The organism is Micromonospora sp. CPCC 205561 (assembly GCF_036906775.1).
Classification (GTDB): Bacteria; Actinomycetota; Actinomycetes; order Mycobacteriales; family Micromonosporaceae; genus Micromonospora.
The window spans coordinates 67908-82973 of sequence record NZ_JBAKHV010000009.1 but is presented as its reverse complement, the minus strand read 5'-3'; the positions used below and the strand labels follow the sequence as shown (position 1 = coordinate 82973).

Annotated in this window: 10 protein-coding genes; 6 read left to right on the top strand and 4 right to left on the bottom strand. The window is 73.4% G+C overall.

Annotated elements, in window-relative coordinates:
• Positions 1-23: 23 nt before the first annotated feature.
• Complete coding sequence (locus V6V16_RS08200; RefSeq protein ID WP_334561079.1) at positions 24-599, top strand: TIGR03086 family metal-binding protein; 576 nt, start codon at positions 24-26, stop codon at positions 597-599.
• Between the two features lie 81 nt (positions 600-680).
• Here V6V16_RS08200 and V6V16_RS08195 read toward each other — a convergent pair whose 3' ends face one another.
• Positions 681-869, bottom strand: a complete 189-nt coding sequence (locus tag V6V16_RS08195; protein WP_334561077.1) for a hypothetical protein — start codon at positions 867-869, stop codon at positions 681-683.
• A gap of 84 nt (positions 870-953) precedes the next feature.
• Between V6V16_RS08195 and V6V16_RS08190 the strand changes: the two genes are divergently transcribed.
• Positions 954-1895 carry a threonine ammonia-lyase gene (locus V6V16_RS08190; protein WP_334561075.1) on the top strand — a complete coding sequence of 314 codons (942 nt, stop codon included), beginning with the start codon at positions 954-956 and terminating at the stop codon, positions 1893-1895.
• A 45-nt stretch (positions 1896-1940) separates the two neighbouring features.
• On the opposite strand, the gene V6V16_RS08185 is transcribed toward V6V16_RS08190, so the two are convergent.
• A complete protein-coding gene (locus V6V16_RS08185; RefSeq protein WP_334561073.1) occupies positions 1941-4037 on the bottom strand; it encodes a S9 family peptidase in 2097 nt (698 codons plus the stop codon).
• A 90-nt stretch (positions 4038-4127) separates the two neighbouring features.
• On the opposite strand from V6V16_RS08185, the gene V6V16_RS08180 reads away from it, so the two are divergent.
• Positions 4128-5462, top strand: coding sequence for an FAD-binding oxidoreductase (locus tag V6V16_RS08180; protein WP_334561071.1), 1335 nt, complete (start codon positions 4128-4130; stop codon positions 5460-5462).
• 28 nt (positions 5463-5490) lie between these two features.
• On the opposite strand, the gene V6V16_RS08175 is transcribed toward V6V16_RS08180, so the two are convergent.
• Positions 5491-7575: a SpoIIE family protein phosphatase gene (locus V6V16_RS08175; protein WP_334561068.1), complete on the bottom strand. Its 2085-nt coding sequence runs from the start codon at positions 7573-7575 to the stop codon at positions 5491-5493.
• Between the two features lie 259 nt (positions 7576-7834).
• Between V6V16_RS08175 and V6V16_RS08170 the strand changes: the two genes are divergently transcribed.
• Positions 7835-12202 (top strand): HAMP domain-containing protein, encoded by a 4368-nt coding sequence (locus V6V16_RS08170; RefSeq protein ID WP_334561066.1) that lies wholly within the window; start codon positions 7835-7837, stop codon positions 12200-12202.
• Positions 12199-12753 (top strand): response regulator, encoded by a 555-nt coding sequence (locus tag V6V16_RS08165; protein ID WP_334561065.1) that lies wholly within the window; start codon positions 12199-12201, stop codon positions 12751-12753. The genes V6V16_RS08170 and V6V16_RS08165 overlap by 4 nt, the downstream gene beginning before the upstream one ends.
• Before the next feature lie 202 nt (positions 12754-12955).
• Here the strand turns inward: V6V16_RS08165 and V6V16_RS08160 are convergent, their stop codons facing one another.
• Positions 12956-13291 carry an STAS domain-containing protein gene (locus V6V16_RS08160; protein WP_334561063.1) on the bottom strand — a complete coding sequence of 112 codons (336 nt, stop codon included), beginning with the start codon at positions 13289-13291 and terminating at the stop codon, positions 12956-12958.
• A gap of 357 nt (positions 13292-13648) precedes the next feature.
• Here V6V16_RS08160 and hemL point away from each other — a divergent pair, with 357 nt between their 5' ends.
• Positions 13649-14992 carry a glutamate-1-semialdehyde 2,1-aminomutase gene (gene hemL, locus V6V16_RS08155; RefSeq protein WP_334561060.1) on the top strand — a complete coding sequence of 448 codons (1344 nt, stop codon included), beginning with the start codon at positions 13649-13651 and terminating at the stop codon, positions 14990-14992.
• Positions 14993-15066 lie beyond the last annotated feature (74 nt).

Here is a 15066-nt window from a genome sequence, read left to right as displayed (position 1 = left end):
GACGATCCTCATACGCTGACCCTATGTCCACAAAGACTAGCGATCTGTTGGCAGCCGCGGCGCCCCGTACCGTCGCGGTGATCCGGGGGATCTCCGACGACCAGTTGGGCCTGCCGACCCCCTGTAGCGACTACGCGGTACGCGACCTGCTCAACCACTTCTACCAGGCGGTGGTCAACCTCCGGGTCCTCGCGGCGAAGCAGCAGCCGGAGTGGGTGGAGAAGCCCGACCACCTGACCGAGGGCTGGCGCGACCGCTTCGAGGGCGAGATCGCGAAACTGATCGAGGCGTGGTCGGATCCGGCCGCCCTGGAGGGTGACTCGCCCGGAATGGGCATGCCACAGGAACTGGTCGGCAGCATCGCGCTGCTCGAACTCACGGTGCACGGGTGGGACCTGGCCATCGCCACCGGTCAGCCGTTCCAGCCCGCGCCGGAGGCGCTGCCCCCGATCTACGCGTTCATGGAGCAGCGGGGCCCGACGGCCCGCGAGCGTGGCCTCTTCGCCGAGCCGGTGGCCGCGTCCGCCTCGGACGCCTCGGAGATCGATCGTCTCCTCGCCCTGACCGGTCGGCACCCCGCCTGGTCGGCGGGCGCCTGACCGGAGAGCCGTTCCCTTCTCGAAGGCCCGCGCGGCGCCCCGCCGCGCGGGCCTTCCCGACGACCGGCCCAGCCGGCCGCGTCAGGCGGTGAACAGGCCGGCGGAGAGCGCGAGCAGCGTCCCGGCGACGGCCGAACAGCAGCACACGAGCAGGAACGCGACCACCACGAGGATCGCCCAGACCCGCCGGTCACGCGCCGCCGCCCGCCAGCCCGCCGCCGGTACGCCCTCGGCCCGCGCGTCCTCGTCGGTCTCGCCGTCCCCGGTCACCCCGGCAGTCTAGGGGCGCCCGAAGGTCACGGGCGGACGGACGCGGGACCGCCGACGCCCGCCCGGATCGGGCAGGATGGGGCGATGGAGCTGGTCTCGATCGACGACGTCCGAGGCGCCGCCGCCGACATCGCGGGCACCGTGTCGCGTACCCCGCTGCTGCGGACCGGCTGGGACCCGGAGCTGTGGCTCAAGCCGGAGAGCCTGCAACCGGTGGGGTCCTTCAAGCTGCGCGGCGCGACCCACGCGGTCGCCCGGCTGACCCCGGCGGAGCGGGCGCGCGGGGTGGTCACCCACTCCTCGGGCAACCACGGCCTGGCGCTGGCCTACGCGGCCAGCGCGGCCGGTGTGCCGTGCCGGATCGTGGTGCCCGAGGGCGCGCCGGCGGTGAAGGTCGACCGGATCCGGGCCCTGGGGGTGGAGGTCCTGCTGGTGCCGCCCCCGCGGCGCGGGCCGGAGGCGGCGCGGATCGCCGCGACGACGGGCGCGGTGCTGGTGCCGCCCTTCGACGACCGGCGGATCATCGCCGGGCAGGGCACGGTCGGGCTGGAGATCGTCGAGGACCTGCCCGACGTCGACGTGGTGCTGGTGCCGGTGGGCGGCGGCGGCCTCTCCTCCGGCGTGGCGACCGCCGTGGCGGCGCTGCGGCCGGCGACGGCGGTGATCGGCGTCGAGCCGGAGCTGGCCGCCGACGCCCAGGAGTCGCTGGCGGCCGGGTCGGTGGTGGTGTGGGGCGAGGAGCGCACCTACCGGACGATGGCCGACGGCCTGCGCCTGCCACCGTCCGAGCTGACCCTCGCCCACCTGCGGGCCCGGCTCGACCGTGTCGTCACGGTGACGGAGGAGGAGATCGGGGCCGCGATGGGCCGGCTGGTCCGGGACGCCCGCCTGGTCGTGGAGCCGAGCGGCGCGGTGGCCGTGGCCGCCCGGCTGTTCCACGCCGCCGAGCTGCCGCCCGGTCGTACGGTCGCCGTGGTGACCGGCGGCAACGTCGACCCGGCGGTGCTGGCGGGCGTGCTGCGCTGAGAGCGTCGGGAGGGGCCCTCCGGTCGAGGGCCCCTCCCGCCACGCTCAGGCCCGGCCGAGCCGGTCGAGGATCCAGGCGTTGACGAACGCCTCCTCGCGCCAGGAGTCGTAGCGGCCGCTGGGGCCGCCGTGGCCGGCGCCCATCTCGGTCTTGAGCAGGTAGTCGCCCCGCGGGGCGACCGCGCGCAGCCGGGCCACCCACTTCGCCGGCTCGTGGTAGAGCACCCGGGTGTCGTTGAGGCTGGTCACCGCGAGGATCGCCGGGTAGTCCACCGCCCGCACGTTCTCGTACGGGGTGTAGGACTTCATGTACGCGTAGACCTCCGGGTCGGCCAGCGGGTTGCCCCACTCCTCCCACTCGGTGACGGTCAGCGGCAGCGACGGGTCGAGGATCGAGGTGAGCGCGTCCACGAAGGGCACCTGCGCGACGATCCCGGCGAACGCGTCCGGGGCGATGTTGGCGACCGCGCCCATCAGCAGCCCGCCGGCCGAGGCGCCCCGGGCGACGAGCCGGTCGCCGCCCGTCCAGCCGGCCTTGACCAGGTGCCGGGCGCAGGCGACGAAGTCGGTGAAGGTGTTCTTCTTGGCCAGCAGCTTGCCCTGTTCGTACCAGCTTCGGCCCAGCTCGCCGCCGCCCCGGATGTGCGCCACGGCGAAGATGACGCCCCGGTCGAGCAGGGAGAGCCGCGCGATGGAGAACCACGGGTCCATGCTGGCCTCGTACGAGCCGTAGCCGTAGAGCACGCAGGGGGCGGAGCCGTCCTTCGGCGTGCCGGCCTTGCAGACCAGCGAGATCGGCACCCGGGTGCCGTCGTCGGCGAGCGCCCAGTCGCGGTGCTGCTCGTAGTCGGCCGGGTCGTACGCCCGCCCGTCCGGCCCGGGCAGCACCGGCTTGCGTCGCCGCAGCACCATCTGCCGGGTGACCAGGTCGTAGTCGTAGACCGAGTCGGGGCTGACCAGCGAGGTGTACCGGAGCCGGATCTGCCCGGTGCGGTACTCCGGGTTGTCGTGCAGGCCGACGCTGTAGAGCGGCTCCGGGAAGTCGATGTCGTACGCGTCGCCCCCGCCGACGGGGAGCACCCGCAGCCCGGTGAGCCCGTTGGTGCGCAGCGAGACGACCAGGTGGTCGGCGAAGGCGTCGACCGCCTCCAGCCGGGTGCCGGGCGAGTGCTCGATCAGCGGCACCCAGTCGCCGGGCGCGTCCGCCGAGGTGTACGCCAGCGCGAAGTCCTCCGCGCCGTCGTTGTGCAGGATCAGGAAGCGGTGCCCGTGGTGCTCGACCGCGTATTCCACGCCCTGCCGCCGGGGGGCCACGGACGCCGGCGCGCCGGTCGGGTTGCCGGCAGGGATCACCAGCACCTCGCTGGTGATCTTGCTGTGCACGTCGATGAGGATGAACCGCTCGGAGCGGCTCAGCTCGACGCCCACCCAGAACCGCTCGTCGTCCTCCTGGTAGGCCACCACGTCCTCGCTGGAGGGGGTGCCCAGGGTGTGCCGCCACACCCGGTTCGGGCGCCAGCTCTCGTCCACCGTGACGTAGAACAGCACCGAGGCGTCGGCGGACCAGGCGGTGCCGTAGAAGGTGTCGGGCACCTCGTCGGGGAGCAGTTCGCCGGTGGAGAGGTCCTTGACCCGCAGCGTGAACCGCTCGTCGCCGGAGAAGTCCGTGGAGTAGGCGAGCCACCGCCCGTCCGGGCTGATGTCGAGCGCGCCCAGCGCGAAGAAGTCGTGCCCCTCGGCGAGCAGGTTGCCGTCGAGCAGCACCTCCTCGCCGTCGAGCGGCGCGCCGTCGGTGCTGACCGGCGGCTCCGTCTCGCCGTCGCGGACGGCACGGCGGCACTGCACGCCGTACTGCTGGCCCTCCACCGTGCGGGCGTAGTACCAGTAGTCGCCCTTGCGGCTGGGCACCGAGAGGTCGGTCTCCTGGGTGCGCCGGCGGGTCTCCTCGAACAGCTTCGCGCGCAGCCCTTCGAGATGCGCCGTGCGGGCCTCGGTGTAGGCGTTCTCGGCGGTCAGGTAGGCGATGGTCTCCGGGTCGTCCTTGACGGTGAGCCAGGCGTACTCGTCGACGACGGTGTCGCCGTGGTGGGTGCGCTCGCTGGGCACCCGCTTCGCCGTGGGCACGGGGGTCTCGGTGGTCACGGCGCCACGTTACCGGCCGCCCGCCGTCCGCCGCGCGGCCTCGTCGGCGACCCGCCGCCACATCTTTCGAACATGTGTACGATGGCCGGCATGGCGGCTGCAGCGAGTTCCACCGACCGGCCCGGAGCACTCGACATCACCCGGCGGTTGACCGAGATCTGCGGCCCGCCGTTCGCCCGCTTCGCCGGCCCCGCCGACGAGGTGGCCGGCCGCCCCGCCCGTTGGGTCGCCGTTCCGGGCGGCCCGCGCGCCGCCGCCGAGGTGCTGCGGCTGGCCGCCCGGCACGACCTGACGGTGGTGCCGCGCGGCGCCGGCACGAAGATCGACTGGGGCGCGGCTCCCGACCGGGTCGACATCATGCTCGACACCGGCCGGCTCGCCGGGATCGGGCACGAGCCGGTCGGCGCGCCCACCGCGGAGGTCGGCGCGGGCACCCCGCTGCGCGCCGTGCAGGCCACACTGGACCGCACCGGGCAGCGCCTGGCGCTCGACGCCCCCTCGCCCGGCGCCACCCTCGGCGGGGTGCTCGCCGCCGCCGAGGCCGGGCCGCTGCGGCACCGCCACGGCAGCCCCTGCGACCAGCTCGTCCGGGTGCGCTACCTCGACGCCGACGGCGAACTGGTCGACGCCGGGGGCGGCGTCGCCGGGCTGGAGCTGGCCCGACTGCTCTGCGGCTCCCAGGGCGCGCTCGGCGTGCTGGTCTCCGCGACCCTGCGGGTACAGGCCGTCCCGGCCGGCCGGATCTGGGTCAGCCGCCCCGTCTGGACCCCGCTGGAGGTGCACGACCTGGTCCGCACCGTGCTCGCCGCGCGCCTCGACCCGGCGGCGGTCGAGCTGGACCTGCCGGCGGGCCCGGGAGCCCGGCCGCGCCAGGGCAGCCGGGCCGCCGCGATGGCAGCCCACCCGTCCATGTCGGGGCGCGCCGGCGCCGGCCGGCTGGTGGTGCTGCTGGAGGGCGGCCCGGCCGACGTCGCCGAGCGCGCCGACCGGCTCGTCACGCTCCTCGGCGGTGGCGCCGGCGTGAGCCATTCGGCACCGCAGTGGTGGCGGCGCTACCCGTTCGGCCCGGGCGACACGGCGCTGCGCATCGAGGTGCCGATCGCCGACCTGCACGCCGCCGTCTACGCGCTGCGCGACGCCGCCGGTGGCCCCGTCCCGGTGCGCGGCTCCGCCGGCCTCGGCGTGGTGCACGCCGCCCTGCCCGGCGCCATGGCCCCCGACCGGGTGGCGTCGATCCTGGCCGCCGTCCGCGGCGTGCTCCTCGCCCGGCAGGGGCGGTGCGTCGTGGTCTCCGCGCCGGCTGCCGTACGGCGGGCCGTCGACCTGTGGGGCGAGCTGGCCGGGCTGGCCCGGCTGCGCGCGGCCAAGGAGCACCTCGACCCGCACCGCCGCCTCGCCCCGGGCCGCCTCCCCGGCGGCCTCTGAGCCGACCGGGCGGCTCGCGGCGACGCGCTCAGGTGGTGTCGTTGCGGAGCACCAGGATGGCGATGTCGTCGCGGGGTGCCTCGGTCGAGAAGCCGATCGCCGTCGAGCGGAGCCGGGCCGCGATCACGTCGGCCGAGTAGCCGGCCAGCGGGGCGGCGGCGTCGCGCAGCCGGTCGGTGCCGAACAGCTCCCGGCCGCGCCGCCGCTCGGTGACGCCGTCGGTGTAGAAGACGAGCGCGTCGCCCGGATCGAGCGAGAACACCGCCGACGGCGAGGCGATCGAGTCGAGCAGGCCGAGCGCCGTCCCCCCGGTGCCGACGAAACGCGCCCCGCCGCGGGCCGGCAGCAGCACCGGGCGGTCGTGGCCGGCGAGGTGCAGGGAGACGTCGAGCTGGTCGCCGTCGCCGGGGCCGACCGCCGCGAGGGCGAGCGTGCAGTAGCGCCCACCACCCCGCTCGAAGAGCGTCTCGTTGACCCGGGCCAGCGCCTCCGGCAGCGGCTTGCCGTCGCCCACCAGCACCCGGATGACGTCGCGGACCAGGCCGGTGACCGTCGCCGCCTGCACCCCCTTGCCCGAGACGTCGCCGATCACCACGAGCCAGCGCCCGTCCGGCAGCGGCACGACGTCGTAGAAGTCGCCGCCGACGTCGACGTCGCCGCCGGTCGGAACGTACTCGGCGGCGAGGCCGATGTTCTCGACCACGGGCAGCACCGGCGGCAGCAGTGACTGCTGGAGCGTGTGCGCGATCCGCCGGCGCTCGGCGTGGATCCGGGCGTTCTCGATCGCCAGGGCCGCCCGCCGGGCGACGTCCTCCAGCACGGCGACCTCGTCCGGGTCGTGCCGGTGCCGCTGGTGCCGGCCGACGGCCAGCGTGCCGAGCCGCTGGCCCCGGGCGATCAGCGGAACGGCGAAGCCCTCCATTGGGGCGCCGATCGGCATCTGGGTGCCGTTGCGGGACGCCTCGCGCAGCCGTTCCTGGACCGAGTCCGGGCCGGTCTCCTCGAGCACCTGGTGCAGCTGGGGCAGCACCGACTCGTCGGCGTGGCTGGCCGCCGCGAGGCGCAGCCGGCCCCACTCGTCGGTCGTGTGGACCGCGCACCACTGCCCGAGCCGGGGCACCACGAGCTGCGGGACGAGTGCCATGGTCAACTCGACGTCCAGCGACTGCGCGAGCAGCTCGCTGGCCTCGGCGAGGAAGGTCAGCCAGGCCCGCCGGCGGACGTCCGCCCGGCGCAGCCGGTCGTTCTCCAGGTGCAGCGAGAGGCGCTCGGCCATCAGCACGGCCAGCGGTCGCGCGTACGCCGACGGGGCCGCGTCCAGCTCCAGCTCCCCGGCGTACGGCCGGTGCACGGCCAGCGGCACCCGGAGCAGCTCGTTGCCGGGCCGGGGCTGGCGGCCGTACCGGGCCAGCGCCTGGATGCCCTGCCCGTCGCCCCGGTCCAGTCGGACCGTCCCGCCGGCCGCTCCGACCATCTCCGCCACGCGGGTGAGCAGGCTGGTCGCGAACTCGGGCAGGGGGTCCTCGGCGTACGGGTCGGGGGTGGTCTGCATCAGCTCGCTCATCGCCCCGGCGCTCGGCGCGGAACTCTCCGCCGCCGCGCCGCCGGCCACGGCCGCCCCGCCCGGCACCGCCCACCGCGCGGCCGCGGCGTCCCGGTCGCCCGGCGGCGGGCCGGGCCGGTCCAGCCGGAACCAGACCCCCTTGCCGGTGCGGAGATAGGTGGTGCCCCAGCGGCTGGCGAAGTGGTCGACCAGGAGCAGTCCCCGACCGCGTACGGAGACCTCGTCGATGTCCGTGGCGTCGTTGCGGACGCCGATGATTAGCTCCTCCACCGGGCCGGTCGCGAAGTCGGAGACGGTGACGGTGAGCCCGAGCGGGTCGGCCACCACCTCGATGTCCAGCTCGGTGCGGGCGTGCTCGACCGCGTTGGTGCTGAGCTCCGTGGTGAGCAGCATGGCCTCGTTGGCCAGTTCCTCCAGGTCGGCCTCCGTCAGCACGGACCGCACCAGGGCCCGCGCGGCGGCGGGCGTACGCCGGTCGGCGGGGAGCCTGACGCGCCGGACGTGCTCGTCTCGGCCCCCGGTCGCCGCGGGCCCCGCCTCCGCTGACATCCCCGTATCCTCCACCGCCGCCCGCTCGGGTGCCAAGCCGATGCCCGGACGGGTGGCCCGTGGCGCGCCGGCCAGCTCGACGGGCCGGGATAAAGGGGGCGAACCGTAACGGTGACCCCGTCTTCTCCCAAGGCCGGGCGGCGCGGGCGTGACCGGGTGTGACGGCCGGCGCGTGGACGTGGCGCGGACGGGGTCGCGGGACAATGATGGGATGGCCGGCGTCGGCAGGAGTCGGTGGCCCCGAGCTGAGCGAGGAATGATGACCACGGCGAAACAGTCGGTGACCGCGGATCCGTCCGCGCCCGACCACGAGGCGCTCCTCGGCGAACTCACCGAGGCGCTGCGGCGGGTCCGCCGGGGCGATCTCAAGGTCCGGCTGCCCCGCCGGGCGGGCCGGGCCGGTGAGGTCGCGGACGCCTTCAACGAGGTCGTGTCGCTCCAGGAGCGGCAGTACCTCGACCTGCGGCGGATCAGCAGGATCGTCGGCCGCGACGGCCGGCTCACGGAACGACTCGACGACGAGGGGCTGGACGGCTCCTGGGCCGAGGGGCAGCGCGCGGTCAACTCGCTGATCGACGACCTGGGCCGGCCGACCACCGAGATCGCCCGGGTCATCGTGGCGGTCGCCGACGGCGACCTCTCCCAGCACATGGCGCTGGAGATCGACGGGCGGCCGCTGCGCGGCGAGTACCTGCGCATCGGCCGCACGGTCAACACGATGGTCGACCAGCTCTCGTCCTTCTCCAACGAGGTGACCCGGGTCGCCCGGGAGGTCGGCACCGAGGGCAAGCTCGGCGGCCAGGCCGACGTGCGCGGCGTCGCCGGCACCTGGAAGGACCTCACCGACTCGGTGAACACCATGGCGTCGAACCTGACCGGCCAGGTGCGGTCGATCTCGCAGGTGGCGACGGCGGTGGCGAAGGGCGACCTGTCGCAGAAGATCACGGTCGGGGCGCGCGGCGAGGTCGCCGAGCTGGCCGACACGATGAACTACCTCACGGACACCCTGCGGCTCTTCGCCGAGCAGGTCACCCGGGTGGCCCGCGAGGTGGGTACCGAGGGCAAGCTGGGCGGCCAGGCCGAGGTGCCGAACGTTGCCGGCACCTGGAAGGACCTGACCGACAGCGTCAACTCGATGGCGTCCAACCTGACCGCCCAGGTGCGCAACATCGCCCAGGTCTCCACGGCGGTGGCCCGGGGCGACCTGTCGCAGAAGATCACGGTGGCGGCCCAGGGCGAGATCCTGGAGCTGAAGGACACCGTCAACACGATGGTGGACCAGCTCTCGTCGTTCGCGGACGAGGTGACCCGGGTGGCCCGCGAGGTGGGCATCGAGGGCAAGCTGGGCGGCCAGGCCCAGGTGCGCGGCGTCTCCGGCACCTGGCGCGACCTGACGGAGAACGTCAACCAGCTCGCGGGCAACCTGACCAGCCAGGTGCGCAACATCTCCCAGGTCTCCACCGCCGTCGCGAAGGGCGACCTGTCTCAGAAGATCACGGTCGACGCGCAGGGCGAGATCCTGGAGCTGAAGAACACCGTCAACACGATGGTGGACCAGCTCTCGTCGTTCGCGGACGAGGTGACCCGGGTGGCCCGCGAGGTGGGCACGGAGGGGAAGCTGGGCGGTCAGGCCCAGGTCAAGGGCGTCTCCGGTACGTGGCGCGACCTGACCGACAACGTGAACTCGATGGCGTCGAACCTGACGTCGCAGGTGCGCAACATCGCCTCGGTCACCACGGCGGTGGCGAAGGGCGACCTGTCGCAGAAGATCACCGTGGACGCCCGGGGCGAGATCCTGGAGCTGAAGTCGACGGTGAACACGATGGTGGACCAGCTGTCGTCGTTCGCCGACGAGGTGACCCGGGTGGCCCGCGAGGTGGGCACGGAGGGGAAGCTGGGTGGCCAGGCCCAGGTGCGCGGCGTCGCCGGCACCTGGCGCGACCTGACCGACAACGTGAACTCGATGGCGTCGAACCTCACCGCCCAGGTGCGCAACATCGCCCAGGTCTCGACCGCCGTCGCGAAGGGCGACCTGTCGCAGAAGATCACCGTGGACGCCCGGGGCGAGATCCTGGAGCTGAAGTCGACGGTGAACACGATGGTGGACCAGCTGTCGTCGTTCGCGGACGAGGTGACCCGGGTGGCCCGCGAGGTGGGCACGGAGGGGAAGCTGGGCGGTCAGGCCCAGGTCAAGGGCGTCTCCGGTACGTGGCGCGACCTGACCGACAACGTGAACTCGATGGCGTCGAACCTGACGTCGCAGGTGCGCAACATCGCCTCGGTCACCACGGCGGTGGCGAAGGGCGACCTGTCGCAGAAGATCACCGTGGACGCCCGGGGCGAGATCCTGGAGCTGAAGTCGACGGTGAACACGATGGTGGACCAGCTGTCGTCGTTCGCCGACGAGGTGACCCGGGTGGCCCGCGAGGTGGGCTCCGAGGGGAAGCTGGGCGGTCAGGCCCAGGTCAAGGGGGTCTCGGGCACCTGGCGCGACCTCACCGAGAACGTCAACCAGCTCGCCTCGACCCTCACCACCCAGCTGCGCGCCATCGCGCAGGTCTCCACCTCGGTGACCCGGGGTGACCTGACCCAGCGCATCGCGGTCAAGGCGCAGGGCGAGGTCGCCGAGCTCAAGGACAACATCAACCAGATGATCGTCACCCTCCGGGAGACGACCAAGAAGAACGCCGAGCAGGGCTGGCTCGACTCCAACCTGGCGCGGATCGGCGGCCTCCTCCAGGGGCAGCGCGACCTCGGCGAGGTCTGTCGGATGATCATGATGGAGGTGACTCCGCTCGTCGACGCGCAGCTGGGCGCGTTCTTCCTGGCCGACAACTCCGAGGGCGTGATGCGGCTGCGGCTGACCGCCTCGTACGGCTACGTCGCCCGCGGGCACGACGTCACCTTCGGCCCCGGCGAGGGGCTGGTCGGGCAGGCCGCCCTCTCCCGCCGCACCATCCGGATGGGCGGCGCGCCCGACGGCAAGCTGATGCTCCGCTCCGGGCTCGCCGAGACGCCGCCGACCGACCTGGTCGTGCTGCCCGTCCTCTTCGAGGGCGAGCTGCTCGGGGTGATCGAGTTCGCCAGCGTCGCCGCCTTCTCCGAGCTGCACCTGTCGTTCCTGGAGCGGCTGGTGCTCACCACGGGCATCGCGGTCAACACCATCCAGGCCAACCGCCGTACGGAGGAGTTGCTCTCCCAGTCCCAGCGGCTCGCCCACGAGTTGCAGGAGCAGTCGGCGGAGCTCCAGCGCACCAACGCCGAGCTGGAGGACAAGGCGCAGCTGCTCTCGGAGCAGAAGGGCAACATCGAGACGAAGAACCGGGAGATCGAGCTGGCGCGGCTCGGGCTGGAGGAGAAGGCCCAGCAGCTCACCCGCGCGTCGGCGTACAAGTCGGAGTTCCTGGCCAACATGAGCCACGAGCTGCGTACGCCGCTGAACTCCCTGCTGCTGCTGGCCCGGTTGCTGGCCGAGAACTCGGAGCGGAACCTCACGCCGAAGCAGATCGAGTTCGCCCGGACGATCCACGGCGCCGGTTCCGACCTGCTCTCCCTGATCGACGACATCCTGGACCTGTCCAAGATCGAGGCGGGACGGATGGACGTCGAGCCCACCGAGGTCCGGTTCGACGAGATCCGCGGCTACGTGGAGCAGGCGTTCGCGCCGCAGGCCGAGGAGAAGAGCCTGGACTTCCAGGTGCGGATCAGCAAGGACCTGCCGGGCGCGCTCGTCACCGACGCCCAACGCCTCCAGCAGATCCTGCGCAACCTGCTCTCCAACGCGGTCAAGTTCACCGACAACGGTGCGGTGACGCTGCGGATCGCGCCCGCGCCCGAGAACGCGGTCTTCGACGTGCCGGCGCTGACCAACGCGCGGCAGGTGATCGCGTTCACGGTGGTGGACACCGGCATCGGCATCTCCGACGACAAGCTGTCGCTGATCTTCGAGGCGTTCCAGCAGGCCGACGGCACCACCAGCCGCCGCTACGGCGGCACGGGGCTGGGGCTGTCGATCAGCCGGGACCTGGCCCGGCTGCTGGGCGGCAGCATCGTGGTGTCGTCGGCGCCCGGCCAGGGCTCGACGTTCACCCTCTTCGTGCCGGACGTGCTCGCCCCGGACGCGGTGGTCGCGCCGCTGCCGCCGTCGCCGGCCCGGGCCGGCCTGCCGTCCTCGCTGCTGATGCCGCCGCCGGAGCTGCCCGAGCCGACCTCCACGCCGGTCACCCGGCGGCTGGACGGGGCCACCGTGCTGATCGTCGACGACGACGTGCGGAACGTCTTCGCGTTGACCAGCGCGTTGGAACTGCACGGGTTGACCGTGCTCTACTCGGACAACGGTGCGGACGGCGTCCGCCTGCTGGCCGAGCATCCGGAGGTGGACATCGTCCTGATGGATGCGATGATGCCCGACCAGGACGGCTACGAGACGACCCGACAGATCCGGCGCAACCACCGGTTCGCCGACCTGCCGATCGTCTTCCTGACCGCGAAGGCCATGCCCGGCGACCGCGAGTCGGCGCTGGCGGCCGGAGGAAGCGACTACATCACCAAACCCGTCGACCTGGACGAGTTGATCGAACTCATGTCGTCCTGGATCAGCGGCAGCCGAAACGAGGAGAGTTCGTGACCCAGATGGCAAAGGCGCTGCTGGTGGACGACCGCCGGGAGAACCTGATGGCGCTGGAGGCGATTCTCCAGGGTCTGCCGGTGCAGTCCGTCGCCGTGGAGAGCGGCGAGGCGGCGTTGAAACAGCTGCTGGTCGACGACTTCGCGGTGATCCTGCTGGACGCCCAGATGCCGGACATGGACGGCTTCGAGACGGCCAGCCACATCAAGCGGCGCGAGCGTACGCGGCACGTGCCGATCATCTTCCTCACCGCCGCCGACCGCGACGCCCAGCTCGCACTGCGCGGCTACGCGGTCGGCGCGGTCGACTACCTGACCAAGCCGTTCGACCCGTGGGTGCTGCGCGCCAAGGTGTCGGTCTTCGTCGAGCTGTGGGTGAAGACCCGCCAGCTCGCGGCCCAGTCGGATCTGGTGCGGGAACGGGACGCGCAACTGCGGGTGCTGACCGACGCGGTCGACGAGGCCACCGGGATGCTCAACGCGGACGACCCCGACGCCCGCGACCGCGCGGTCCAACTCCTGGAACAGGCCCGCTGGGGCAACACCCCCTAACCCCTGCCCCCGCCCGTCCCCGCCCCCCGCCCGTCCCCGCCCCGTCCCTCCGCGCGTCGACCCTCCGCGCGTCGATCTTGCACTTCGGACCCTCGCATACCGGATGAACGGGACATCCCGGGGGCCGGAACTGCAAGATCGGCGCGCCGGTGGGGTGGTGTGGGGTGGGGTGGGCGGGATTGGGGCGTGAGGGGAGGGTGGGTCAGCCCGTGGTCTGGTCGTTGCGGATCATCAGGGCGCTGCGGAGGCCGGTGATGTCCAGGACGCGGAGCAGGAAGTCGCCGACGTTGGTCAGGATCAGCAGGCACTGCGCGTGGCTGGCCTTGCGGCTGAGCACGACGAGGGTGCCGAGGCCCTGCGAGTCGCAGAAGGTGACTCCGCCGAGGTCGAGGACGATCCGGGGCGGCGGGTCGGCGAGCACCTCGTTGACCACCGTCGACAGCTGGGCGGCCGTGAGCATGTCGATCTCACCGGCCAGGCGAAGCACAGCTTCGTCGCCCGTCCGGTGTAGCGTGATGGACAGTTCGGCACGATCCACCGGGTCAGCCTAGCGCGATCCAGGCGACCCGGCCCGTCGAGCGGCGGCGACCCGACCTACCGGCCACCCGCGCCACGCTCCCGAGGCCACACCGGCCCCGGGATGACGGCCCACCCGGCCCCGGGATGACGGCCCGCCGACCCGGGGTGAGGCAGGCCCGGGCCGGTGGTGGCGCCGCCGTCGGCGGCGGACCCGGAGATTCCCGCGTTGCCCACTCCGAGCGGCGCGAGGAGCCCCGCTCCCGGTACGCGAGCCCGCGCCCCGCCGGGCGTAGGAGCCCGGCCCCGGGTGAGCCTGGTAACCCCGGCACGGGGTGGCTGCCGATTCGCGGCCCGACGCTGACACAATGGCGGCATCGTGACCGATATGTTTCCCGCCGGATCTGGCCGCTACCCGGCCGACGCGCCGGCCTCCGAGGCCCTGTTCGACCGCGCCACGGCCATCGTGCCGGGCGGGGTGAACTCCCCCGTGCGCGCCTTCCGTGCCGTCGGCGGCACCCCGCGCTTCATGGTGCGGGGGGAGGGGCCCTGGCTCTACGACGCCGACGACCGGCGCTACGTCGACCTGGTCTCCTCCTGGGGCCCGCTGATCCTCGGCCACGCGCACCCGGAGGTCGTGGACGCGATCAGGTCGGCCGCCACCCGGGGCACCAGCTTCGGCACGCCCACCCCGGGCGAGGTCGAGCTGGCCGCCGAGATCGTCGACCGCACCCCGGTCGAGCAGGTACGGCTGGTCAACTCGGGCACCGAGGCGACCATGTCGGCGATCCGGCTGGCGCGTGGGTTCACCGGCCGTCCCCGGATCATCAAGTTCTCCGGCTGCTACCACGGGCACTCAGACGGCCTGCTGGCCGCGGCCGGCTCGGGGGTGGCCACCCTCGGCCTGCCCGACTCTCCGGGGGTGACCGGCGCGGCGGCGGGCGACACGATCGTGCTGCCGTACAACGACGTCGCCGCGGTGGAGCAGGCGTTCGCCGCCGAGGGGCAGCACATCGCCGCGATCATCACCGAGGCCGCCGCCGGCAACATGGGCGTGGTCGCCCCGCGCGACGGCTTCAACCAGCAACTCGCCCGGATCGCGCACGCGCACGGCGCGCTGCTCATCGTTGACGAGGTGATGACCGGGTTCCGGGTCTCCCGCGCCGGCTGGCACGGCCTCGACCCCTCCGACGCCGACCTGTGGACGTACGGGAAGGTCATGGGGGGTGGGCTGCCGGCCGCGGCGTTCGGCGGGCGGACGGAGATCATGCAGCGGCTGGCCCCCGCCGGCCCGGTCTACCAGGCGGGGACCCTCTCCGGTAACCCGCTGGCCTGCGCGGCCGGCCTGGCCACCCTGCGGCTGGCCGACGACGCGCTCTACCGCAGGCTGGACGAGACGGCCGCCGTCGTGAGCCGGCTCGCCGCCGACGCGCTGGCCGCCGCCGGCGTCCCGCACCGGCTGTCGTACGCGGGGAACATGTTCTCGATCTTCTTCACCGACGCCGACGTGGTCGACTACGACAGCGCCCGCACCCAGCAGGTGCCGGCGTTCAAGGCGTTCTTCCACGCGATGCTCGCCGGCGGCGTCTACCTGCCGCCGAGCGCCTTCGAGGCGTGGTTCGTGTCGGCGGCGCTGGACGACGCCGCGCTGGAGCAGCTCGCCGCCGCGCTGCCGGTGGCGGCCAACGTCGCGGCAGCGGCGGGTCACGGGGCGCAGCGGTGAGCGCGAGGAGTGAGCCGGGTCTGCGAGCCCCGCAGTTGCGAGCGAAGGGGGCGCAGCGGTGAGCGCGAGGAGTG